Source organism: Streptomyces sp. NPDC050418 (assembly GCF_044458745.1).
Taxonomy (GTDB): domain Bacteria; phylum Actinomycetota; class Actinomycetes; order Streptomycetales; family Streptomycetaceae; genus Streptomyces.
This window is the reverse complement of the sequence record NZ_JBITIG010000006.1, coordinates 410077-430820: the sequence shown is the minus strand read 5'-3', so window position 1 is coordinate 430820 and position 20744 is coordinate 410077. Positions and strand designations below refer to the sequence as shown.

At 70.2% G+C, this 20744-nt stretch carries 19 protein-coding genes; 15 read left to right on the top strand and 4 right to left on the bottom strand.

The window, feature by feature from the left end:
* Window positions 1-50 precede the first annotated feature (50 nt).
* The 9 genes from ftsW to ACIBI4_RS17200 all read left to right on the top strand — a co-directional run bounded on the left by ftsW (window position 51) and on the right by ACIBI4_RS17200 (window position 8593).
* Window positions 51-1388, top strand: a complete 1338-nt coding sequence (gene ftsW, locus ACIBI4_RS17240; protein WP_399204719.1) for a putative lipid II flippase FtsW — start codon at window positions 51-53, stop codon at window positions 1386-1388.
* A 6-nt stretch (window positions 1389-1394) separates the two neighbouring features.
* On the top strand, window positions 1395-2489 hold the full coding sequence (gene murG, locus ACIBI4_RS17235) for an undecaprenyldiphospho-muramoylpentapeptide beta-N-acetylglucosaminyltransferase (protein WP_399204718.1): 1095 nt from the start codon (window positions 1395-1397) through the stop codon (window positions 2487-2489).
* A gap of 52 nt (window positions 2490-2541) precedes the next feature.
* A complete protein-coding gene (locus ACIBI4_RS17230) occupies window positions 2542-3330 on the top strand; it encodes a cell division protein FtsQ/DivIB (RefSeq protein ID WP_399204717.1) in 789 nt (262 codons plus the stop codon).
* Window positions 3331-3615: 285 nt separating this feature from the next.
* Window positions 3616-4830, top strand: a complete 1215-nt coding sequence (ftsZ, locus tag ACIBI4_RS17225; protein ID WP_399204716.1) for a cell division protein FtsZ — start codon at window positions 3616-3618, stop codon at window positions 4828-4830.
* Between the two features lie 32 nt (window positions 4831-4862).
* Window positions 4863-5573 carry a peptidoglycan editing factor PgeF gene (pgeF, locus tag ACIBI4_RS17220; protein WP_399204715.1) on the top strand — a complete coding sequence of 237 codons (711 nt, stop codon included), beginning with the start codon at window positions 4863-4865 and terminating at the stop codon, window positions 5571-5573.
* A gap of 6 nt (window positions 5574-5579) precedes the next feature.
* Window positions 5580-6308 (top strand): YggS family pyridoxal phosphate-dependent enzyme, encoded by a 729-nt coding sequence (locus tag ACIBI4_RS17215; RefSeq protein WP_399204714.1) that lies wholly within the window; start codon window positions 5580-5582, stop codon window positions 6306-6308.
* A gap of 124 nt (window positions 6309-6432) precedes the next feature.
* A complete protein-coding gene (locus tag ACIBI4_RS17210; RefSeq protein ID WP_399204713.1) occupies window positions 6433-7080 on the top strand; it encodes a cell division protein SepF in 648 nt (215 codons plus the stop codon).
* A 63-nt stretch (window positions 7081-7143) separates the two neighbouring features.
* Window positions 7144-7437 carry a YggT family protein gene (locus tag ACIBI4_RS17205; RefSeq protein WP_399204712.1) on the top strand — a complete coding sequence of 98 codons (294 nt, stop codon included), beginning with the start codon at window positions 7144-7146 and terminating at the stop codon, window positions 7435-7437.
* Window positions 7438-7483: 46 nt separating this feature from the next.
* Entirely contained in the window at window positions 7484-8593 is a 1110-nt protein-coding gene (locus ACIBI4_RS17200; protein ID WP_399204711.1) for a DivIVA domain-containing protein, read from the top strand.
* Between the two features lie 241 nt (window positions 8594-8834).
* On the opposite strand, the gene ileS is transcribed toward ACIBI4_RS17200, so the two are convergent.
* Window positions 8835-11978, bottom strand: coding sequence for an isoleucine--tRNA ligase (gene ileS, locus ACIBI4_RS17195; RefSeq protein WP_399204710.1), 3144 nt, complete (start codon window positions 11976-11978; stop codon window positions 8835-8837).
* Window positions 11979-12346: 368 nt separating this feature from the next.
* Entirely contained in the window at window positions 12347-12538 is a 192-nt protein-coding gene (locus tag ACIBI4_RS17190) for a DUF1059 domain-containing protein (RefSeq protein WP_399204709.1), read from the bottom strand.
* Between the two features lie 319 nt (window positions 12539-12857).
* On the opposite strand from ACIBI4_RS17190, the gene ACIBI4_RS17185 reads away from it, so the two are divergent.
* The 5 genes from ACIBI4_RS17185 (at window position 12858) to ACIBI4_RS17165 (ending at window position 17690) form a co-directional block, all read left to right on the top strand.
* The gene (locus ACIBI4_RS17185) at window positions 12858-13841 is read left to right on the top strand and encodes a TraR/DksA family transcriptional regulator (RefSeq protein ID WP_399204708.1); all 984 of its coding nucleotides are present in this window, start codon (window positions 12858-12860) and stop codon (window positions 13839-13841) included.
* 112 nt (window positions 13842-13953) lie between these two features.
* Entirely contained in the window at window positions 13954-14586 is a 633-nt protein-coding gene (gene lspA / locus ACIBI4_RS17180; RefSeq protein WP_399204707.1) for a signal peptidase II, read from the top strand.
* 41 nt (window positions 14587-14627) lie between these two features.
* Entirely contained in the window at window positions 14628-15572 is a 945-nt protein-coding gene (locus tag ACIBI4_RS17175) for an RluA family pseudouridine synthase (protein WP_399204706.1), read from the top strand.
* Window positions 15569-16045: a GNAT family N-acetyltransferase gene (locus ACIBI4_RS17170; RefSeq protein WP_399204705.1), complete on the top strand. Its 477-nt coding sequence runs from the start codon at window positions 15569-15571 to the stop codon at window positions 16043-16045. Before ACIBI4_RS17175 ends, ACIBI4_RS17170 begins: the two co-directional genes overlap by 4 nt.
* Window positions 16046-16085: 40 nt before the next feature.
* Complete coding sequence (locus ACIBI4_RS17165; protein ID WP_399204704.1) at window positions 16086-17690, top strand: Na+/H+ antiporter; 1605 nt, start codon at window positions 16086-16088, stop codon at window positions 17688-17690.
* Window positions 17691-17711: 21 nt separating this feature from the next.
* On the opposite strand, the gene ACIBI4_RS17160 is transcribed toward ACIBI4_RS17165, so the two are convergent.
* Entirely contained in the window at window positions 17712-18806 is a 1095-nt protein-coding gene (locus ACIBI4_RS17160) for a mechanosensitive ion channel family protein (protein WP_399204703.1), read from the bottom strand.
* A gap of 30 nt (window positions 18807-18836) precedes the next feature.
* Between ACIBI4_RS17160 and ACIBI4_RS17155 the strand changes: the two genes are divergently transcribed.
* Window positions 18837-19406, top strand: a complete 570-nt coding sequence (locus ACIBI4_RS17155; protein WP_399204702.1) for a dienelactone hydrolase family protein — start codon at window positions 18837-18839, stop codon at window positions 19404-19406.
* 48 nt (window positions 19407-19454) lie between these two features.
* Here the strand turns inward: ACIBI4_RS17155 and ACIBI4_RS17150 are convergent, their stop codons facing one another.
* Window positions 19455-20681 (bottom strand): hypothetical protein, encoded by a 1227-nt coding sequence (locus tag ACIBI4_RS17150; RefSeq protein WP_399204701.1) that lies wholly within the window; start codon window positions 20679-20681, stop codon window positions 19455-19457.
* Window positions 20682-20744 lie beyond the last annotated feature (63 nt).

Genomic DNA, 20744 nt, shown 5'->3' with positions numbered 1-20744 from the left:
GAGCCGCCCGGCCCGGCACGGGCGCCGGCGACGACTGGAGGGGACACGAGATGGGTGCGAGCCGTTCCGGCACAGTGCGGCGGCCCTCGCCGCGGCCGCGCACACCGGGCCCCGGCCGCCGCCCGTCGGGCGACGGCCCGCTGCGGCGGCTCCAGCTCCAGGCCAAGCGCGCCTGGGACCGGCCGCTGACCGCGTACTACCTGATCCTCGGCGGCAGCCTCCTGATCACGACGCTCGGGCTCGTGATGGTCTACTCGGCCTCGCAGATCCAGGCGCTCGAATACTCGCTGTCGCCCTCGTACTTCTTCCGCAAGCAGTTCTTCGCGGCCGTACTCGGCACGATCCTGCTGGTGGTCGCGATGAAGATGCCGGTACGGCTGCACCGCGCCCTCGCGTATCCGATCCTGGTCGGCAGTGTGTTCCTGATGGTCCTCGTGCAGGTGCCGGGGATAGGGCATGCGGTGAACGGCAACCAGAACTGGATCTCGCTCGGCGGACCGTTCCAGCTGCAGCCCAGCGAGTTCGGCAAGCTGGCGCTCGTCCTGTGGGGCGCGGACCTGCTGGCGCGCAAGGGCGACCGGCGGCTTCTCACGCAGTGGAAGCACATGCTGGTGCCGCTCGTCCCGGTGACCTTCCTGCTGCTCGGCCTGATCATGCTCGGTGGCGACATGGGCACCGCGATCATTCTCACGGCCATCCTCTTCGGACTGCTCTGGCTCGCGGGCGCACCCACCCGGCTCTTCGGCGGTGTGCTCGCCGTCGCGGGACTGCTCGGCTTCATCCTGATCAGGACCAGCCCGAACCGGATGGCGCGCCTGGCCTGTCTGGGCACCTCGGACACGGGACCCGGCGACCAGTGCTGGCAGGCTCTGCACGGAATCTACGCACTCGCCTCAGGCGGATTCTTCGGTTCCGGTCTTGGTGCCAGTGTGGAAAAATGGGGTCAACTGCCTGAACCCCACACGGACTTCATCTTCGCCATCACCGGGGAGGAGCTCGGCCTCGCGGGGACGCTGTCCGTACTCGGTCTCTTCGCGGCTCTAGGCTATGCGGGTATCCGCGTGGCCGGACGCACGGAGGAGCCCTTCGTGAGGTACGCCGCGGGAGGCGTGACCACCTGGATCACGGCCCAGGCCGTGATCAACATCGGTGCGGTGCTCGGTCTGCTGCCGATCGCCGGAGTCCCGCTCCCGCTGTTCTCCTACGGAGGCTCGGCCCTGCTGCCGACCATGTTCGCGATCGGACTGCTGATCGCGTTCGCACGAGATGAACCCGCGGCCCGGGCCGCGCTTGCCATGCGGTCGGCCGCCTCTGGTAAGAAGCGGTCAGCGGGGAGATGGAACACGATGCGACGGCGCGCCAAGGCGCGACCGTCCGGAGAGCGGTGAATTTCGGTGCATGTCGTACTCGCCGGTGGGGGGACCGCCGGCCACATCGAGCCCGCGCTCGCCCTCGCGGACGCCCTGCGCAGGCAGGACCCGACCACGGGCATCACGGCCCTGGGCACGGAGCGTGGACTCGAGACCCGGCTCGTACCCGAGCGCGGCTATGAACTGGCGCTGATCCCCGCCGTACCGCTCCCGCGCAAGCCCACCCCCGAACTGCTCACGGTCCCGGGCCGGCTGCGCGGCACCATCAAGGCCGCCGAGCAGATCCTGGAGCGCACCAAGGCCGACGCCGTCTGCGGCTTCGGCGGCTATGTGGCGCTGCCCGCGTACTTCGCGGCCAAGCGCCTCGGCGTGCCGATCATCGTCCACGAGGCCAACGCGCGCCCCGGTCTGGCCAACAAGATCGGCTCGCGCTACGCCGCGGCCGTCGCGGTCTCCACGCCGGACAGCAAGCTGCGCGGCTCGCGCTACATCGGCATCCCGCTGCGCCGCACCATCGCGACCCTCGACCGCGCCCGGGTCCGCCCCGAGGCGCGCGCCGCCTTCGGTCTCGACCCCAACCTGCCCACGCTGCTGGTCTCCGGCGGCTCCCAGGGCGCCCGCCGCCTCAACGAGGTGGTCCAGCAGGCCGCCCCGTATCTGCAGCAGGCGGGCATCCAGATCCTGCACGCCGTCGGCCCGAAGAATGACCTGCCGCAGGTGCAGCAGATGCCGGGGATGCCCCCGTACATCCCGGTACCGTACGTGGACCGGATGGACCTCGCGTACGCCGCGGCCGACATGATGCTCTGCCGCGCGGGCGCGATGACCGTCGCCGAGCTCTCCGCCGTCGGACTCCCGGCCGCCTACGTCCCGCTGCCCATCGGCAACGGCGAACAGCGGCTGAACGCCCAGCCGGTGGTCAAGGCGGGCGGCGGACTCCTCGTCGACGACGCGGAACTGACGCCGGAGTGGGTGCAGCACAACGTGCTCCCCGTCCTCGCCGATCCGCACCGGTTGTACGAGATGTCCCGCGCCGCCTCGGAGTTCGGCCGCCGGGACGCCGACGAGCTCCTGGTCGGCATGGTGTACGAGGCGATCGCGGCACGCCACCGGGCGTGAGCCCGCGCCGATCCGAAGCGGCACGCCACGGGGCGTGAGAAGGCAGGCGAGCGTGGCCGGACCCTCAGTTGTCACCGGTGAACGGCGGCGGCCGGACTCCCCGGCCCGCCCGCCGCGGCCGGCCGGCCGTCGCCGCCTCCCGTCGCCGCGGCTGCTGCTCGTCATCGCCGTGCTCACGACGGTCCTCGGGGGCGCGGCGATCTGGCTCCTGTACGGCTCCGAGTGGCTGCGCGTGGACCGGGTCACCACGTCGGGGACGCGCGTGCTCACCCCCGACGAGGTGACCGATGCCGCGGCCGTTCCGATCGGCGCACCGCTGATTTCCGTCGACACGGACGCGATCGAGGACCGTTTGCGGCGCGCATTGCCCCGTATCGACTCGGTTGACGTGGTGCGTTCCTGGCCGCACGGAATCGCACTGAAAGTGACCGAACGCAAGCCGGTTCTGCTGCTCGAAAAGGACCGCGAGTTCATCGAAGTCGATGCGGAAGGCGTGCGGTTCGCGACCGTCAGCAAGCCGCCGAAGAACGTACCGAAGCTGCAATTGTCCGCGGACCGCTCGCCGAGTCTGCACCGCTTCGGCATCGACAGGCTTCTCGTCGAAGCGGTCGAAGTGGCCCGTTCGATCCCGCCCGCCGTGGCCTCGCGGACCCGCACGATGGAAGTGCGTTCATATGACTCCGTCTCCCTGGAGTTGAACGACGGCCGCAGTGTCGACTGGGGAAGCAGCGAGAAGGGCAAGGCGAAGGCCGCCGCGCTGACCGCGCTGATGAAAGCGGCCCCGGATGCGGGGCACTTCGATGTGAGCGCCCCCACCTCCCCTGCCGTATCAGGGAGTTGACGTGCATACGCCCTGGCCAGCACCCTGGTTGGTCAGCGCAACGGCTGATCACATAGGGTGAAAAGAAAAACGGGAGGTTCGGCGTGTTCGTTGAACGCGCGCCACTTGTCGACTTAGTGTCCTGTTCGGAAGGGTCAGACAAAGACCAGCAACAGACGCACTGGTAACCCTAAACTTCAGCGTTAGGGTTCGGGTCGGCGCTCGGACCGTCCCCATTCGACATCAGTCGTCGCCGCGCACGACCGGCGGGCGACGACACGTAACTCGAGGCGAGAGGCCTTCGACGTGGCAGCACCGCAGAACTACCTCGCAGTCATCAAAGTCATCGGTGTCGGCGGCGGTGGTGTCAATGCCATCAACAGGATGATCGAGGTCGGTCTCAAGGGTGTCGAGTTCATCGCCATCAACACCGACGCGCAAGCCCTGTTGATGAGCGACGCCGACGTCAAGCTCGACGTCGGCCGTGAACTCACCCGCGGACTCGGCGCCGGCGCCAACCCCGCCGTCGGCCGCAAGGCCGCAGAGGACCACCGCGAGGAGATCGAGGAGGTCCTCAAGGGGGCCGACATGGTCTTCGTCACCGCCGGTGAAGGCGGCGGCACCGGAACGGGCGGCGCACCTGTCGTCGCCAACATCGCCCGCTCGCTCGGTGCCCTCACCATCGGTGTGGTCACCCGGCCGTTCACCTTCGAGGGACGCCGCCGCGCCAACCAGGCCGAGGACGGCATCGCGGAGCTCCGCGAAGAGGTCGACACCCTCATCGTCATCCCCAACGACCGACTGCTGTCGATCTCGGACCGCCAGGTCTCCGTGCTCGACGCCTTCAAGTCGGCCGACCAGGTCCTGCTCTCCGGTGTCCAGGGCATCACCGACCTGATCACCACGCCGGGTCTGATCAACCTCGACTTCGCGGACGTCAAGTCCGTGATGTCCGAGGCGGGTTCGGCGCTCATGGGCATCGGCTCCGCCCGCGGCGACGACCGCGCGGTGGCCGCCGCGGAGATGGCGATCTCCTCGCCGCTCCTGGAGGCGTCCATCGACGGCGCCCGTGGCGTGCTGCTCTCCATCTCCGGCGGCAGCGACCTCGGTCTCTTCGAGATCAACGAGGCCGCCCAGCTGGTGAGCGAGGCCGCGCACCCCGAGGCGAACATCATCTTCGGCGCGGTCATCGACGACGCGCTCGGTGACGAGGTCCGTGTCACGGTCATCGCGGCCGGCTTCGACGGCGGCCAGCCGCCGTCCAAGCGGGACAACGTGATCGGTGCCTCCTCCTCGGCCAAGCGCGAGGAACCGGCTCCGGTCCGCACCGAGTCGCGCCCCGCCTTCGGCGGTCTCGGCAGCGTCACCCCGCGTGAGGACGCCCCGGCGCCCGAGCCGGTCGCCGAGGTCAAGCCGGCCGAGGCGCCGTCCGCGCCGATCGCCCCGCCGCAGGTACCGCCGGCCCGTCCCTACCAGGACAGCCAGGCCGAAGAGCTGGACGTACCGGACTTCCTGAAGTGACACCGGTACCCATAGCGACACAGCACGACCTCGTGAGCGGCGCCCACTTCGCCTTCACCAACCGGTGGGGCGGGGTGAGCGCCGCTCCGTACGAGCAGCTCAACCTGGGCGGCGCGGTCGGCGACGACCCCGCGGCCGTGCTCCGCAATCGCGAACTCGCCGCACACTCCCTGGGTATCGAGCCCGGCGAGGTCGTGTGGATGAACCAGGTCCACGGCAAGGACGTCGCCGTCGTCGAAGGCCCCTGGGCCTCGGACGCGGACCTTCCTTGTGTGGATGCGGTGGTGACCGGCCGCCGGGGCCCCGCCCTCGCGGTCCTCACCGCCGACTGCACCCCCGTCCTGCTCGCCGATCCCGAGGCGGGCGTCATCGGCGCCGCGCACGCGGGGCGCCCGGGGATGCTGGCCGGAGTGGTACCCGCCACCGTCGAGGCGATGGTGGAACTGGGCGCCGAGCCGGGACGGATCATCGCCCGCACCGGGCCCGCGGTCTGCGGCCGCTGCTACGAAGTCCCCGACGGGATGCGGGCGGACGTGGCGGCCGCCGAACCCGCCGCCTTCGCCGAGACCAGCTGGGGAACGCCCGCGGTCGACGTGACGGCCGGGGTGCGGGCCCAGTTGGAGCGGCTCGGGGTCCGTGACCTCGTGAGTTCCGACGTGTGCACGCGGGAATCCGCCGACCACTACTCGTACCGCCGCGACCGCACCACGGGGCGGCTCGCAAGTTACATCTGGCTGGACTGATACGACATGACGGACTCAACGGACCGCAGGGCCGAACTCGCCGCGAATCTCGCGGACGTGGAGCAGCGGATCGCGGCCGCGTGCGCCGCTGCCGGGCGGGACCGCGACGAGGTGACGCTGGTCGTGGTCACCAAGACGTTCCCCGCGAGCGACGTCCGGCTTCTCGCCGGACTCGGTGTGCGTCATGTGGCGGAGAACAAGGACCAGGACGCGGCCCCCAAGGCGGCGGCCTGTGCGGACCTGGATCTGCAGTGGCACTTCGTGGGCCAGCTGCAGACCAACAAGGTCCGTTCCGTGGTGGGTTATGCCGATGTCGTGCAGTCGGTGGACCGGGCGAAGCTGGTCCACTCGCTGTCGGCGGCGGCGGTACGCGCCGGGCGCGAAGTGGGCTGTCTGATCCAGGTCGCGCTCGACGCCGATGTCGGCGGGCGGGGCGAGCGGGGAGGCGTCGCGCCCGATGGAATCGGGGAGTTGGCGGCTCTTGTCGCGGAATCTCCCGGATTGCGGATCGACGGTCTGATGACCGTCGCTCCACTCGAAGGACCGTTCGCCGGTGAGCAACTCAAGGCGTTCAAGCGGCTGATGGATTTGTCGACTGACCTGCGCCGCGCCCATCCGGCTGCGAACATGGTCTCGGCAGGGATGAGTGCGGACCTCGAACAGGCCGTGGCGGCAGGGGCGACACATGTACGCGTCGGCACCGCGGTACTCGGAGTCCGACCCCGGCTCGGGTAACGTCGCCAAGAAGTCGGACCACAGCACAAAATATGGTCATTCTCGCAGATCAGCGAGGATATCCAGTGGACCGTGGGCACTTGGCGGCGCCGGCGGATCCACCTCAGAGCGGAGGACTCAGAGCATGGCCGGCGCGATGCGCAAGATGGCGGTCTACCTCGGCCTCGTGGAGGACGACGGTTACGACGGCCGGGGCTTCGACCCCGACGACGAGTTCGAACCCGAGCTGGAGCCCGAGCCGGAGCGCGACCGCAGGCGGCATGAACCGTCGCGCGAACTGCACCGGGACGAACCGGAGCGAAAGGTACAGACCCCCGCACCGCGGGCACCTATCTCACCGTCCGTTCCCGTTCCAGCGGGCGGATCGAGTGCGCTATCGGCTGAAATCGGGCGTCCCGCTCGTATTGCCCCCGTGGCATCCATCACACCTGAACGTCAGAGCATGGAGAAGAACGCACCGGTGATCATGCCCAAGGTTGTCTCCGAGCGGGAGCCGTACCGCATCACGACGTTGCACCCGCGGACCTACAACGAGGCCCGTACCATCGGGGAACACTTCCGTGAGGGCACTCCGGTGATCATGAATCTGACCGAGATGGATGACACGGACGCGAAGCGTCTGGTGGACTTTGCAGCTGGTCTGGTCTTCGGACTGCACGGCAGCATTGAGCGGGTGACACAGAAAGTGTTCCTGTTGTCGCCTGCTAACGTCGATGTCACGGCGGAGGACAAGGCCCGCATCGCAGAGGGCGGGTTCTTCAACCAGAGCTGAAAACGAAGTAGCAACCGGAACGACGAGCTGTACGGGAACCTGGGGAGAGGGAAGCGCGAGATCATGAGCGTTGTGTGGACTGTGCTCTACGTCGCGTTGTCGCTGTTTCTCGTCGTACTGATCTTCCGGTTGGTCATGGACTACGTCTTCCAGTTCGCCCGCTCATGGCAACCCGGCAAGGCGATGGTGGTCGTTCTGGAGGCCACCTACACTGTCACCGATCCACCACTCAAGCTTCTTCGGCGGTTCATCCCGCCGTTGCGTCTCGGGGGCGTGGCACTCGACCTGTCCTTCTTCGTGCTGATGATCATCGTCTACCTGCTGCAGACCCTGGTGGGCAAGTGGGCGGCGATGTGAACGCTACGGTCTTGCCGAATGCCGACGACTACGTTGAGGTGAAGAGATGCCGTTGACCCCCGAGGACGTGCGGAACAAGCAGTTCACGACCGTCCGCCTCCGAGAAGGCTATGACGAGGACGAGGTCGATGCCTTCCTCGACGAGGTCGAGTCCGAACTGACCCGACTTCTCCGCGAGAACGAGGACCTGCGCGCCAAGCTGGCCGCCGCGACGCGTGCCGCCGCGCAGAACCAGCAGCAGGGCATGCGCAAGCCCCCGGAGCCGCAGGACCAGCGCGGTCCGGGCGGTCCCGGCGCCCCCGTGCCCGCCGGCATATCGGGTCCGCCGCAGCAGATGGGCGGCCCCATGGGAGGCCCGCCGCAGCTGCCCAGCGGTGCTCCGCAGCTTCCGGCCGGCCCGAGCGGCCACGGCCCGCAGGGCCCCGGTCCGATGCAGGGTGGTCCCCAGGGTCCCGGCCCGATGCAGGGCGGCCCCATGGGCGGTCCGATGGGTGGCCCCATGGGCAACCACGGCCCGCAGATGCCGCAGCCCGGTCAGGGTCCCGGTGGCGACAGCGCCGCCCGTGTCCTCTCGCTGGCCCAGCAGACCGCCGACCAGGCGATCGCCGAGGCCCGCTCCGAGGCCAACAAGATCGTCGGCGAGGCGCGCAGCCGTGCCGAGGGTCTCGAGCGTGACGCCCGTGCCAAGGCCGACGCCCTGGAGCGGGACGCGCAGGAGAAGCACCGCGTCGCGATGGGCTCCCTGGAGTCCGCCCGCGCCACCCTCGAGCGCAAGGTCGAGGACCTGCGTGGCTTCGAGCGCGAGTACCGCACGCGTCTGAAGTCCTACCTGGAGTCGCAGCTGCGCCAGCTGGAGACGCAGGCGGACGACTCGCTCGCCCCGCCGCGTACCCCCGCGACCGCGTCGCTGCCGCCGTCCCCCTCGATGGCCTCGGCCGGTGCCGGTGCGCCCTCCATGGGCGGCCACACCATGGGCGGTCAGCAGTCGATGGGCGGCCAGCAGTCCATGGCGGGTGCCCCGTCGTACGGCGGCCAGCAGCAGATGTCGCCCGCGATGACCCAGCCGATGGCGCCGGTGCGGCCGCAGGCGCCGCAGCCGATGCAGCAGGCGCCCTCGCCGATGCGCGGGTTCCTCATCGACGAGGACGACAACTGACGGGCCGTACGCGCTGATTGCGCGTGTAGCCGTCGGCGGCTTGTAGGGCCGGGCCCCGGGATCTGATCCCGGGGCCCGGCCCTTTTGTATGCCTGGCGGTGTCCAGTTGTACGGCGGTACGGATCGCCGAAGGCCCGGCTCCGCCCGATCCACGGGATCGGGTGGGGCCGGGCCTTCGGGTTGCCGGGGTGAGGTGGGTTGTACGGCCCGGGTGGTGCCGGGACCGTACAACCCCCTCTGCTTACGCCTCGGTCTTGCGCAGCCGGAACGTCAGGCCGAGGACCTCGTCCGTGAACGGGTCGCCGTACGCGTCGTCCGCCTCGCCCTGTGCGTAGTCCACCGCCAGGACCTCGTCCGCGATCAGACCGGCGTGCTCGGTGAGCGCCTCGGTCAGGGCGGGGTCCGTGGACGTCCAGCGGACCGCGATCCGGTCGGCCACGTCGAAGCCGCTGTTCTTGCGGGCCTCCTGGATCAGGCGGATCGCGTCGCGGGCCAGGCCCGCGCGGCGCAGCTCCTCGCTGATCTCCAGGTCGAGCGCGACGGTCGCGCCGGCCTCGGAGGCGACGGACCAGCCCTCGCGCGGGGTCTCGGTGATGAAGACCTCGTCGGGGGTCAGGGTCACGGTCTCGCCGTTCACCTCGACCGTGGCCGTGCCTTCGCGCAGGGCCAGAGACAGCGCGGCGGCGTCAGCATTCGCGACCGCCTTCGCCACGTCCTGGACGCCCTTGCCGAAACGCTTGCCGAGCGCACGGAAGTTGGCCTTCGCCGTCGTGTCGACCAGCGAACCGCCGACCTCGCTCAGGGAGGCCAGCGAGGCGACGTTGAGCTCCTCGGTGATCTGCGCGCGCAGTTCCTCGCCGAGCTGCTCGAAGCCGACCGCCGCGATCAGCGCGCGCGACAGCGGCTGACGGGTCTTCACACCGGACTCGGCGCGGGTCGCGCGGCCGAGCTCGACGAGGCGGCGGGCCAGCGCCATCTGCTGCGAAAGGGACGGGTCCACAAGGGACTTGTCCGCCTCCGGCCAGGTGGACAGGTGGACGGACTCCGGGGCGCCCGGCGTCACGGGGACCACCAGGTCCTGCCACACCCGCTCGGTGATGAACGGGGTCAGCGGGGCCATCAGGCGCGTGACCGTCTCGACGACCTCGTGCAGGGTGCGCAGCGCCGCCTTGTCGCCCTGCCAGAAGCGGCGACGGGAGCGGCGTACGTACCAGTTGGAGAGGTCGTCGACGAACGCCGAGAGCAGCTTTCCGGCGCGCTGGGTGTCGTAGGCCTCCAGCGCCTCGGTGGTGTCGTCCACGAGCTGGTTCAGCTCCGAGAGCAACCAGCGGTCCAGGAGCGGGCGTTCGGCGGCGACCGGGTCGGCGTCCGAGGGGGCCCACTTCGACGTCCGGGCGTACAGGGCCTGGAAGGCGACCGTGTTCCAGTACGTGAGGAGGGTCTTGCGGACGACCTCCTGGATCGTGCCGTGGCCCACGCGGCGCGCGGCCCACGGGGAGCCGCCGGCCGCCATGAACCAGCGCACCGCGTCGGCGCCGTGCTGGTCCATCAGCGGGATCGGCTGCAGGATGTTGCCCAGGTGCTTGGACATCTTGCGGCCGTCCTCGGCGAGGATGTGGCCGAGACAGACCACGTTCTCGTACGACGACTTGTCGAAGACGAGCGTGCCGACCGCCATCAGCGTGTAGAACCAGCCGCGGGTCTGGTCGATGGCCTCCGAGATGAACTGCGCCGGGTAGCGCGACTCGAAGAGCTCCTTGTTCTTGTACGGGTAGCCCCACTGCGCGAACGGCATCGAACCCGAGTCGTACCAGGCGTCGATGACCTCCGGCACGCGGACGGCGGTGAGTTCACAGCCCTCGTGGGTGCAGGTGAACGTCACGTCGTCGATGTACGGGCGGTGCGGGTCGAGGGCCGACTGGTCGGTGCCCGTCAGCTCGGAGAGCTCGGCGCGGGAGCCGACGCACGTGAGGTGGTTCTCCTCGCAGCGCCAGATCGGCAGCGGGGTGCCCCAGTAGCGGTTGCGGGAGAGCGCCCAGTCGATGTTGTTGTTCAGCCAGTCGCCGAAGCGGCCGTGCTTGATCGAGTCCGGGTACCAGTTGGTCTTCTCGTTCTCTTCGAGGAGACGGTCCTTGACCGCGGTGGTGCGGATGTACCAGGACGGCTGCGCGTAGTAGAGCAGCGCCGTGTGGCAGCGCCAGCAGTGCGGGTAGCTGTGCTCGTACGGGATGTGCCGGAAGAGCAGGCCGCGCTCGTCGAGGTCCGCGGTGAGCTTTTCGTCGGCCTTCTTGAAGAAGACGCCGCCGACCATGGGGACTTCGGGGGAGAAGGTGCCGTCGGGCAGGACGGGGTTCACGACGGGGAGGTCGTACGCCTTGCAGACCAGGAGGTCGTCGGCGCCGAACGCGGGGGACTGGTGGACCAGACCCGTACCGTCCTCGGTCGTCACGTACTCGGCGTTGACGACGAAGTGGGCCGGAGCCGGGAACTCAACCAGCTCGAACGGACGTTGGTAGTTCCAGCGCTCCATTTCGGCGCCCGTGAAGGTCCGGCCGGTGGCCTCCCAGCCCTCGCCCAGGGCCTTCTCGAGCAGCGGCTCGGCGACCACGAGCTGCTCGGTGCCGTTGGTCGCGACCACGTAGGTGACGTCGGGGTGGGCGGCGACGGCGGTGTTGGACACGAGAGTCCACGGCGTCGTCGTCCAGACCAGGAGTGCGGCTTCGCCCGCCAGAGGTCCGGAGGTGAGGGGGAAACGGACGAAGACCGACGGGTCGACGACCGTCTCATAGCCCTGCGCGAGCTCGTGGTCGGACAGGCCCGTGCCGCAGCGGGGGCACCATGGCGCCACGCGGTGGTCCTGGACGAGCAGGTCCTTGTCGAAGATCTCCTTCAGGGACCACCACACGGACTCGATGTACTCGGGGTCCATCGTGCGGTAGGCGTCGTCGAGGTCGACCCAGTAGCCCATACGGTTCGTGAGCTCGGCGAAGGCGTCGGTGTGCCGGGTCACGGACTCGCGGCACCTGTCGTTGAACGCCGCGATGCCGTAGTTCTCGATGTCCTTCTTGCCGGAGAAGCCGAGCTCCTTCTCGACGGCGAGCTCGACCGGGAGGCCGTGGCAGTCCCAGCCGGCCTTCCGGGCCACGTGGTAGCCGCGCATGGTGCGAAAGCGCGGGAAGACGTCCTTGAAGACGCGGGCCTCGATGTGGTGGGCGCCCGGCATGCCGTTGGCGGTGGGCGGGCCCTCGTAGAACACCCACTCGGGGCGCCCCTCGGACTGCTCGAGGCTCTTCGCGAAGATCTTCTGCTCGCGCCAGAAGTCGAGCACCGCGTGCTCGAGGGCGGGCAGGTCGACCTGGGCGGGTACCTGCTGGTACTGCGTCATCTGTCGTCCTCCGGCGGATGTCATGCCTTCCGTCGGAGGGACGAGTGCCCGCTGCGTCGTGCGCAGGGCTCCCGCGGTACCACCCTCCTTGGCTCTCCGGCGGCTGCCGGTGAGCCCCCTCATTGGGGTCGCGATGCCGGGTCTACGGCCGCCTCGGTCGAGCGGCGGCTTTCTTCCGGCGGCTCCGGGGTGATCTTCACGCTCGCGCTCGCCCCCGGGCTCACACCGTCCCCGGGTCGCTCTGGGCTGCGTACGGACGCTACTCGTCCCCATCCATGCCTTTTCGCTGTGCCCAGTGTACGGCGCCCGGGTGGGGCCGGCCGACCGGTTTTGCGGCGCGGGGAGGGTGGGGACGGGGGCGGGCGGGGTCAGGCGTGCTGGGGGATCTCGTCCTTGAGCCCGCTGCGGATCATCTCCCGCAGTTCCGGGCTGTCGGTGTGGCTGTGGACGGAGACGGCGTGCTCGGCGGCGGCGCGCACGACCTCTTCCTCCTCGCCGGAGATGGTGAGCGTGCAGTTCATCTCGCTGGGCGTGTCACGGCAGTCGACCACTTTACGCATGGTGATGCACCTTCTTCTCTTATGTCACATTCTATGTCCGTGGGACGGCTTCGGGAGAGGCAGGAAGAGGGCTGCGCGGGGGTGGCCGCGGGAGAGCGGCGTGACCCGAATGGCCATACGGAGGCCGCCCCGGGTGTGGCGGGGGTCCGGTCGCGGATTACCGGGCGGGGAGCTGGGCACAACGGATGCAGACCCGTCGCGTGGGTGGCTCGGGGCGGGCGGATCGGGTGGCGTGCCCCGTTGCCGCGGGCCTGGAGTCGATTTATCGTCCCAGCACGATTGCGCGAGCAAGATCACAATATGTGAAGGGGCCGCGGCCATGGTGGCGAAAAAGACCGCCGTACAGCACTCGGCGACGGGCAGATCCGCAGCCGCGGCCAAGGATGTGAGCGGCAAGAAGTCGACCGCGGCCGCGACGTCCCGTACGGCGAAAGCGGTGAAGTCGGCAGCGGGGGGCAAGAAGACCGCGGCGGCCGAGGAGGCCGGGGCCGCGGCGGACGCGAAGAAGACGGTCAGGACGGCGACGAAGGCTGCCGCCACGAAGGCCGCTACGAAGGAGCCGTCGAAGGAGCCGTCGAAGTCGGCGGGGAAGGCCGCGGCGAAGAAGGCACCGGCCGCCAAGAAGACCGCCGCCACGAAGACCGCAGCCAAGAAGGTCGCCGCAAAGAAGACCGCGGCCAAGAAGACCACCGCCAAGAAGGCGCCGGCCAAGAAGGCGGCGGCGGACGGGGCGGGGAGCAGGCCCGAAGGCAAGGCGCAGAGCAAGCCGGACAGCAGCGAACAGGCCGCTAAGCAGACGGGAGCCAAGTCGGTGGGTGCGAAGAAGGCTGTGAAGACGGTGGAGACGGCCGCGTCGGCCAAGGGCGGGGGCGCGGTGCCCAAGGCGCGTACCGTGCCGGCCGCGCCCGGCGAGCTCGCGGTCCGTCCCGGCGAGGACCCGTGGACCGAGGAGGAGATCGCCGAGGTCCGTACCGAGCTGCAGACGGAGGTCGAGCGGCTGCGGGCGGAGATCGCCGCGGGCGAGGCGGCGCTCGCCGGTCTGATGCGGGACTCGGGCGACGGCGCGGGCGACGACCAGGCCGACACGGGCACGAAGAACATCACGCGCGAGCACGAGATGGCGCTGGCGAACAACGCGCGCGAGATGCTGGAGCAGAGCGAGCGGGCCCTGGTCCGGCTCGACGCGGGGACCTACGGGCTCTGCGAGAACTGCGGGAATCCGATCGGCAAGGCACGCGTCCAGGCCTTCCCGCGGGCGACGCTGTGCGTCGAGTGCAAGCAGAAGCAGGAACGGCGGTACTGACGGCCTGTACGGAGGCATTGCCTGCCCGGAGGAACCGGGCTCCGGGGCTCGGAGCCCGTACGCATGTGCCGTACCCTCGTGCTCAGTCAGGCATCTAGGTTGAGGGACTCACGTGGCAGAGGCGGAGAGCATCATCGGAACGCCGGATGTTGAGGGCGCGGAGCCGGAGCAGGACCCGCGGTCCGAGGGAGTCCAGGAGGCCGGCGCCGACGACGAGGCGAAGGCCGGGGCGGACGAGGCCGGGGACGAGGCTCCCAAGGGGCGGCGCAGGATCGTCGCGCTCTTCGCCGTGGCCGTGCTCGCCTACGCGCTCGACCTGATCAGCAAGATGATCGTGGTCGCGAAGCTGGAGCACCACGAGCCGATCGAGATCATCGGCGACTGGCTGCGCTTCGAGGCGATCCGCAACGCGGGGGCGGCCTTCGGCATGGGTCAGGCCTTCACCATCGTCTTCACCTTCATCGCCGCCGCCGTCATCGTGGTGATCGTCCGCCTCGCCCGCAAGCTCTACAGCCTGCCCTGGGCCATCGCGCTCGGGCTGCTGCTCGGCGGTGCGCTCGGCAACCTCACGGACCGCCTGTTCCGTGCGCCCGGCGTCTTCGAGGGGCATGTGGTGGACTTCATCGCGCCCAAGAACTTCGCGGTGTTCAACCTGGCGGATTCGGCGATCGTGTGCGGCGGCATCCTGATCGTGATCCTGTCCTTCAAGGGCCTCGACCCGGACGGCACCGTCCACAAGGACTGAGCGCGTCCACGGGCACCTGACCCGTCGGTCATAATTTCGGGGTGAGCACACACCCCGAGATCCGCAGTCTGCCCGTACCCGACGGCCTGGAGGGCGAGCGTGTCGACGCCGCCATCTCGCGCATGTTCGGCTTCTCCCGTACGAAGGCGGCCGAGCTGGCCGCTGCCGGAAAGGTGCAGGTCGACGGGGCTGTCGTCGGGAAGTCCGAGCGGGTGCACGGCGGTGCGTGGCTCGAGGTCGAGATGCCGCAGGCGCCCGCGCCCGTGCAGATCGTGGCCGAGCCCGTCGAGGGCATGGAGATCGCGTACGACGACGACGACATCGTCGTGATCGTGAAGCCGGTCGGCGTGGCCGCGCACCCGTCGCCGGGCTGGACCGGGACCACCGTGATCGGCGGTCTCGCCGCCGCCGGATACCGGATCTCCACGTCCGGTGCGGCCGAGCGGCAGGGCGTGGTGCACCGGCTCGACGTCGGTACGTCGGGCCTGATGGTGGTCGCCAAGTCGGAGCGCGCGTACACCTCGCTGAAGCGGCAGTTCAAGGAGCGGGTGCCGGAGAAGCGGTACCACACGCTGGTGCAGGGGCACCCGGATCCGCTGAGCGGCACGATCGACGCCCCCATCGGGCGCCACCCGCAGCACGACTACAAGTGGGCCGTGACGGCCGACGGGAAGCCCTCCGTCACGCACTACGACCTGATCGAGGCGTACCGCTCGGCGTCGCTGCTCGATGTGAAGCTGGAGACGGGCCGCACGCACCAGATCCGCGTCCACATGTCGGCTCATCGACACCCCTGCGTCGGCGACCTGACCTACGGCGCCGATCCGACGCTGGCCAAGCGCCTCGGGCTCACGCGGCAGTGGCTGCACGCGGTGAAGCTCGGCTTCGAGCACCCGGCGGACGGACGGTGGGTCGAGTTCGAGAGCGAGTACCCGGCGGATCTGCAGAAGGCCCTGGACCTGATCGCCGCGGAGACGTACCGGTGAGCGACGACGGGCCCGCATTCGTGGTCCGGGAGGCCGTGAGCGACGAGGACCGCGCGGCCTGCTTCGCCGTCCGCAAGGACGTGTTCGTCGGCGAGCAGGGCGTGCCCGAGGACATCGAGTACGACGCGTACGACGCCGGGGCCGTGCACGTGCTCGCGGTGCGCACCGAGGACGGGCTGCCGCTCGGGACCGGGCGGCTGCTGACGGGGGACGCCGGGTTCGCGAAGACCGGTGACGCCGCGGTGGGCTCGCTGGGCCGCCTCGCCGTCGTGAAGGCGGCGCGCGGGCTCGGGGTCGGGGTCGCGCTCGTGCGGGCCATCGAGGAATGCGCCGTCGCGCGAGGGCTCGGCGCGGTCGATCTGCACGCGCAGACGCATGCGCTGGGCTTCTACGAGCGCCTCGGGTACGAGGCGTACGGGCCGGAGTTCGACGACGCGGGGATGCCGCACCGGGGGATGCGGCGGGGTTTGTAGAACTCCGTTCGGATCTGCTCAAACGCCGCAGTGGCTGAAAATGCCCGAGACTGACCCCGTGGAACAGTTGGCGTTGCTCTTCGTCTTGTTGCTCGGGGCCGTGGTCAGCGTGCCGGTGGGGGAGCGCCTGAAGCTGCCGGCGCCCGTCCTGATGACCCTCGCCGGGATCGTCCTCGCGCTGCTGCCCTTCGTGCCCAACGTGGAGATCCCGCCGGAGTACATCCTTCCGCTGGTCCTTCCGCCGCTGCTCTACGCCTCCGTGCAGCGCACCTCCTGGCGGCAGTTCGCCGCCAATGTGCGGCCCATCCTGCTGCTCGCGGTCGCCCTCGTGTTCGTGACCACGATCGCCGTGGCGGCCGTCGCCCACGCCCTCGTCCCCGGGCTGCCGATCGCGGCGGCCGTGGCCCTCGGGGCGCTGGTCGCGCCGCCCGACCCGGTGGCGGCCACCGCCGTCGCCGGGCAGCTGGGCCTGCCGCGGCGGCTCGTCTCGATCCTCGAAGGCGAGGGGCTCTTCAACGACGTGACGGCGATCGTGCTCTACCACGTGGCCATCGCCGCCGCGGTCAGCGGAACGTTCTCGCTGCCGCAGGCCGTCCTGGAGCTGGTGCTCTCGGCGGTCGTCGCCGTCGTCGTGGGTGTGGCGCTCGGCTGGGCCACCAACAAGCTCATCGGGCTGCTCGACGACGCGACGCTGCAGGTCGGGCTCACCCTCCTCGTACCGTTCGTGTCGTACGTCGCCGCCGAGGAGCTGATGGGCTCCGGGGTGCTCGCCGTCCTGGTGACCGCACTGTTCCTCGCCGAGCACGCCGCCGACGCCGACGACGTGATGGGGCGGCTGGTCAACCGGAGCTTCTGGGAGATCGTCGACACGCTCGTCACCGGGATCGCCTTCGGCCTGATCGGGCTCGAACTGCACAACGCGATCAGCGCCGCCTCCGGGAAGTGGGTGCAGTGGAGCGGCTGGGCCGCCGCCGTGGTCGGGGTCGTCATCCTCGTCCGCCTGGTGTGGCTGCTCCCGGCGACCTGGCTGGCGAAGAAGCTGCACGACCGGCGGGACTACGACGAGGAGATCCCGGTCAGCTGGCGCGAGACCGTCGTCATGTGGTGGTCGGGGATGCGCGGGGTGGCCTCGGTGGCGCTTGCGCTCGCCGTTCCGCTGACGATGGACGACGGCTCGCCCTTCCCGGGCCGCGACCAGATCGTGTTCATCGCGTTCGGGGTCATCATGGTCACGCTCGTACTGCAGGGCCTGACGCTGCCCTGGCTCGTCGGAAAGCTCGGGGTCGAGGCGGACGCCGAGGCCGAGGACGCCTTCGAGCGGGAGCTGGCGCTGCGGGCCACCAAGGCGGCGAAGGCGCGGCTCAAGGAGATCGAGTCGGTCGAGGAGCTGTCCGAGGAGTCCATGGAGCAGCTGACGCGCTCGGCCCTCGACATCGGGATGCGCATCAACCCCGACATGCTCGACGACAGCCGCAAGGAGCAACTGGCCAAGCGCACCGCCAAGATGAAGCGGCTGCGGGCGATCCGCGGCGAGATGATGTCGGCCGCCCGCCACGAGGTGCTCGCGGCCCGCAGCGAGCCGGGCGCCGATCCGGAGATCGTGGACCGGGTGCTGCGGCATCTGGATGTACGCAGTCTGCGGTGAGGGCCGGGGCCGGGGGCCAGGTCAGCCGCGGCCCGTCCGCGGTGCCGGTCCCTGCGGTGCCGAGTGGTCCGGGCCGCCGCTGTCCGGTGGGGTGGCGAAGGCGGTCGTTACACGGGGCAGGGCGTACGGGTGGTGGTCGGCGAGCCAGCCGACGAGCTGTTCGCGGACCGTGACCCGTACCGTCCAGATGTCGTCCGCGTCCTTCGCCGTGGCCAGCGCGCGCACCTGGATCGTGGTCGGGGTGGTGTCGGTGACCGCGAGCCCCCAGTCGCGGCCGTCCCAGGCCGGGCAGTCGCGCAGGATCTCGTGCAGCTTCTCGCGCATGTCGTGCACGGGCGCGGTGTGGTCGAGGTGGAAGAAGACGGTGCCGGTCATCTGGGCGCCGCCGCGCGACCAGTTCTCGAAGGGCTTCGAGGTGAAGTACGAGACCGGCATGGTGATCCGGCGGTCGTCCCAGGTACGGACGGTCAGGAAGGTCAGCGTGATCTCGTCGACCGTGCCCCACTCGCCGTCCACCACCACCGTGTCGCCGAGCCGCACCATGTCGCCGAACGCGATCTGCAGGCCCGCGAAGAGATTGCCGAGCGTGGACTGGGCGGCGATGCCCGCCACGATGCCGAGGACGCCCGCCGAGGCGAGCATCGACGTGCCGACCGTACGCATCGCCGGGAACGTGAGCAGCATCGCGGCCACCGCCACCGTGCCCACGATCGCGGTCACCACCCGCTGGATCAGCGTCACCTGGGTCCGCACCCGGCGGACCCGGGCCGGATCGGGGTGGCGGGCGGCGTAGCGCACATAGCTCGCCTCGACCACGGCCGCCGCGATCCGCACCACGAGCCAGGCGCACGAACCGATCAGCACCAAGGTGAGGAACTGGCCGATCCCCGCCGAGTGGTCCTCGAACACCTCGGCCTGCTCGTACGACCCGCGCAACAGGGCCGTGAGCAGCACGCATTGGAGCGCCAGGCGGCAGCGCCTGAGCAGCCCCCACAACGGGGTATCCGTGCGGCGGGCGTCGGCCCGGCGCAGAAAGCGGTCCACCAGCCAGCCGACGGCCAGCGTGATGAGGACCGCGGCCACGATCACGATCACCGGACGCAGCACGTTCTCCATACGTCCGAGAGTAGGTGGCACGATGGCCGCATGAACATCATGCTTTTCCATTCGGTCTACGGCCTGCGGCCCGCCGTGCACAGCGCCGCCGAGCGGCTGCGGGCCGCGGGGCACGAGGTGCACGTGCCCGATCTGTACGAGGGCCGGACCGCGGAGACCGTCGAGGAGGCCCGGGAGATCAAGGACGAGATCGGCACGGACGAGCTGCTGCGCCGCGCGGTCGCCGCCGCGGCCCCGTACTCCGAGAGCGGGCTCGTGTACGCGGGCTTCTCGCTGGGCGCTGCCCTCGCGCAGAACGTGGCGCTCGCCGACGAGAAGGCCCGCGGACTGCTGCTCCTGCACGGCACGTCGGACCTCGCCGACGACGCGTCCGTCGACGACCTCCCCGTACAGCTGCATGTCGCCGAGCCGGACCCCTTCGAGCCGGACGACTGGCTGACGGCCTGGTACCTGCGGATGCAGCGGGCCGGCGCCGATGTCGAGGTCTTCCGCTACCGCGGCGCCGGGCATCTGTACACCGACCCGGACCTGCCGGACCACGATTCCGAGGCGGCCGAGGCGACGTGGAAGACGGCGATGGGGTTCCTGGAGACTCTGTAGGTTCCGGGAGGCCAGGGGGCCAGGAGGCCAGGGGCCAGGGGGCGGGCGCTACCAGTAGAGCGCCGACAGCGGGCCGAGGCGGTCCCAGCGGCCGCCCTTCGCGTCCGTCCAGCGGTGCAGCCAGATGTCGTGGCCGAGACCGAACACATGGCCCTCGGGCTCGCCACTCGGGTCGAACCAGCCGCCGAGGCTGCGGACGATCTGCTCGCCGATGCCCTCGGCCAGCGCGTCGGCCAGCGTGGCGGGGGCCTCGGGCACTTCGCCCTTGCCGTGGTGCCGGACCGTCAGGTACATCCGGACGATCATCTGGGCCGCCTCGTACTCCTCCAGGGCGCCCGGCCGGTCGGGGAGCTTCGCGAGCCAGGGGCAGCGCTCGGTGTTCCCCTTCACGCAGTCCTTCGCGCGGACGCCGCCGGGGGCGGACGTGTCGACGCGGTAGAGCGTGATGCCGTCGGGCACCCGGCCGGGGCGCTCCGGAACGGGCTGTCCGCAGAGGCTCTCGACGTCGGTCGCAGTCAGCACGGGACCGCGGTAGCCGGTGCGGCCGAGGGCGCGCAGGTCGGCGGCGAGCGAGGAGCCCGGGCCCAGGATCAGGACGGCGTCGCCCTCGCGGAGTGTCGTACGCAGCGCACGGGTGGAGAGCCGGCCGGGCTGCTTGGTGACCATGACGGATCCGGCCGGCGCATTCCATCCGGCATCGGAACCGCGCTCCCCGAGCTCCTCGGCGAGCTCGGCGTCGGTGCCGTAGGTCCCGAAGATGACGAGCCGCCGCGTGTCCTCCTTGTGGGCGAGGTACGTCCTCAACTGCCAGCCGACCTCGGCCACTTCGGGGGCCACGGTCGTGGTGAATCCGACGGAGATCGAATCCTCCGCGTAGCAGGTGCCCACGACCGGGGCGGACCTGCCGTCGTCCTTGAACGGCTCGTCCGCGATCACGGCGACGAGCCGCGGGTACCGCATGCGCAGCGCTTCGGTCGTCATGCCGTCCTTCGGCGGCACCGTCACGAAGTCGAGCGGCAGAGTGCCGGGCGACTTGTCGGTCCGCAGGGTCGCGCGCAGTTCTTCCAGGGCGATACGGGCCCCCGCGGCATCGTCCTCGCCTGCATGCCCGGTCACCACCGCGACGGTGAACGGCTTCGGGTTCTTCGTTTTCTTCGTCGGATCCGGACCGCGGTTCCCGTCCTGCGGCGTACCGGCGGCGAGCGCGAGGGCGACGAGCCCCGCGAGCGCCGCCACCGCGCAGATCGTCCACCACGCCTTGCGCCATTCCCCCATACGCCCGACGGTAGACGCGGAACTCCCGCCTCGGCAGGGCGAGTTGCCGCCGGTCCCCGCTTC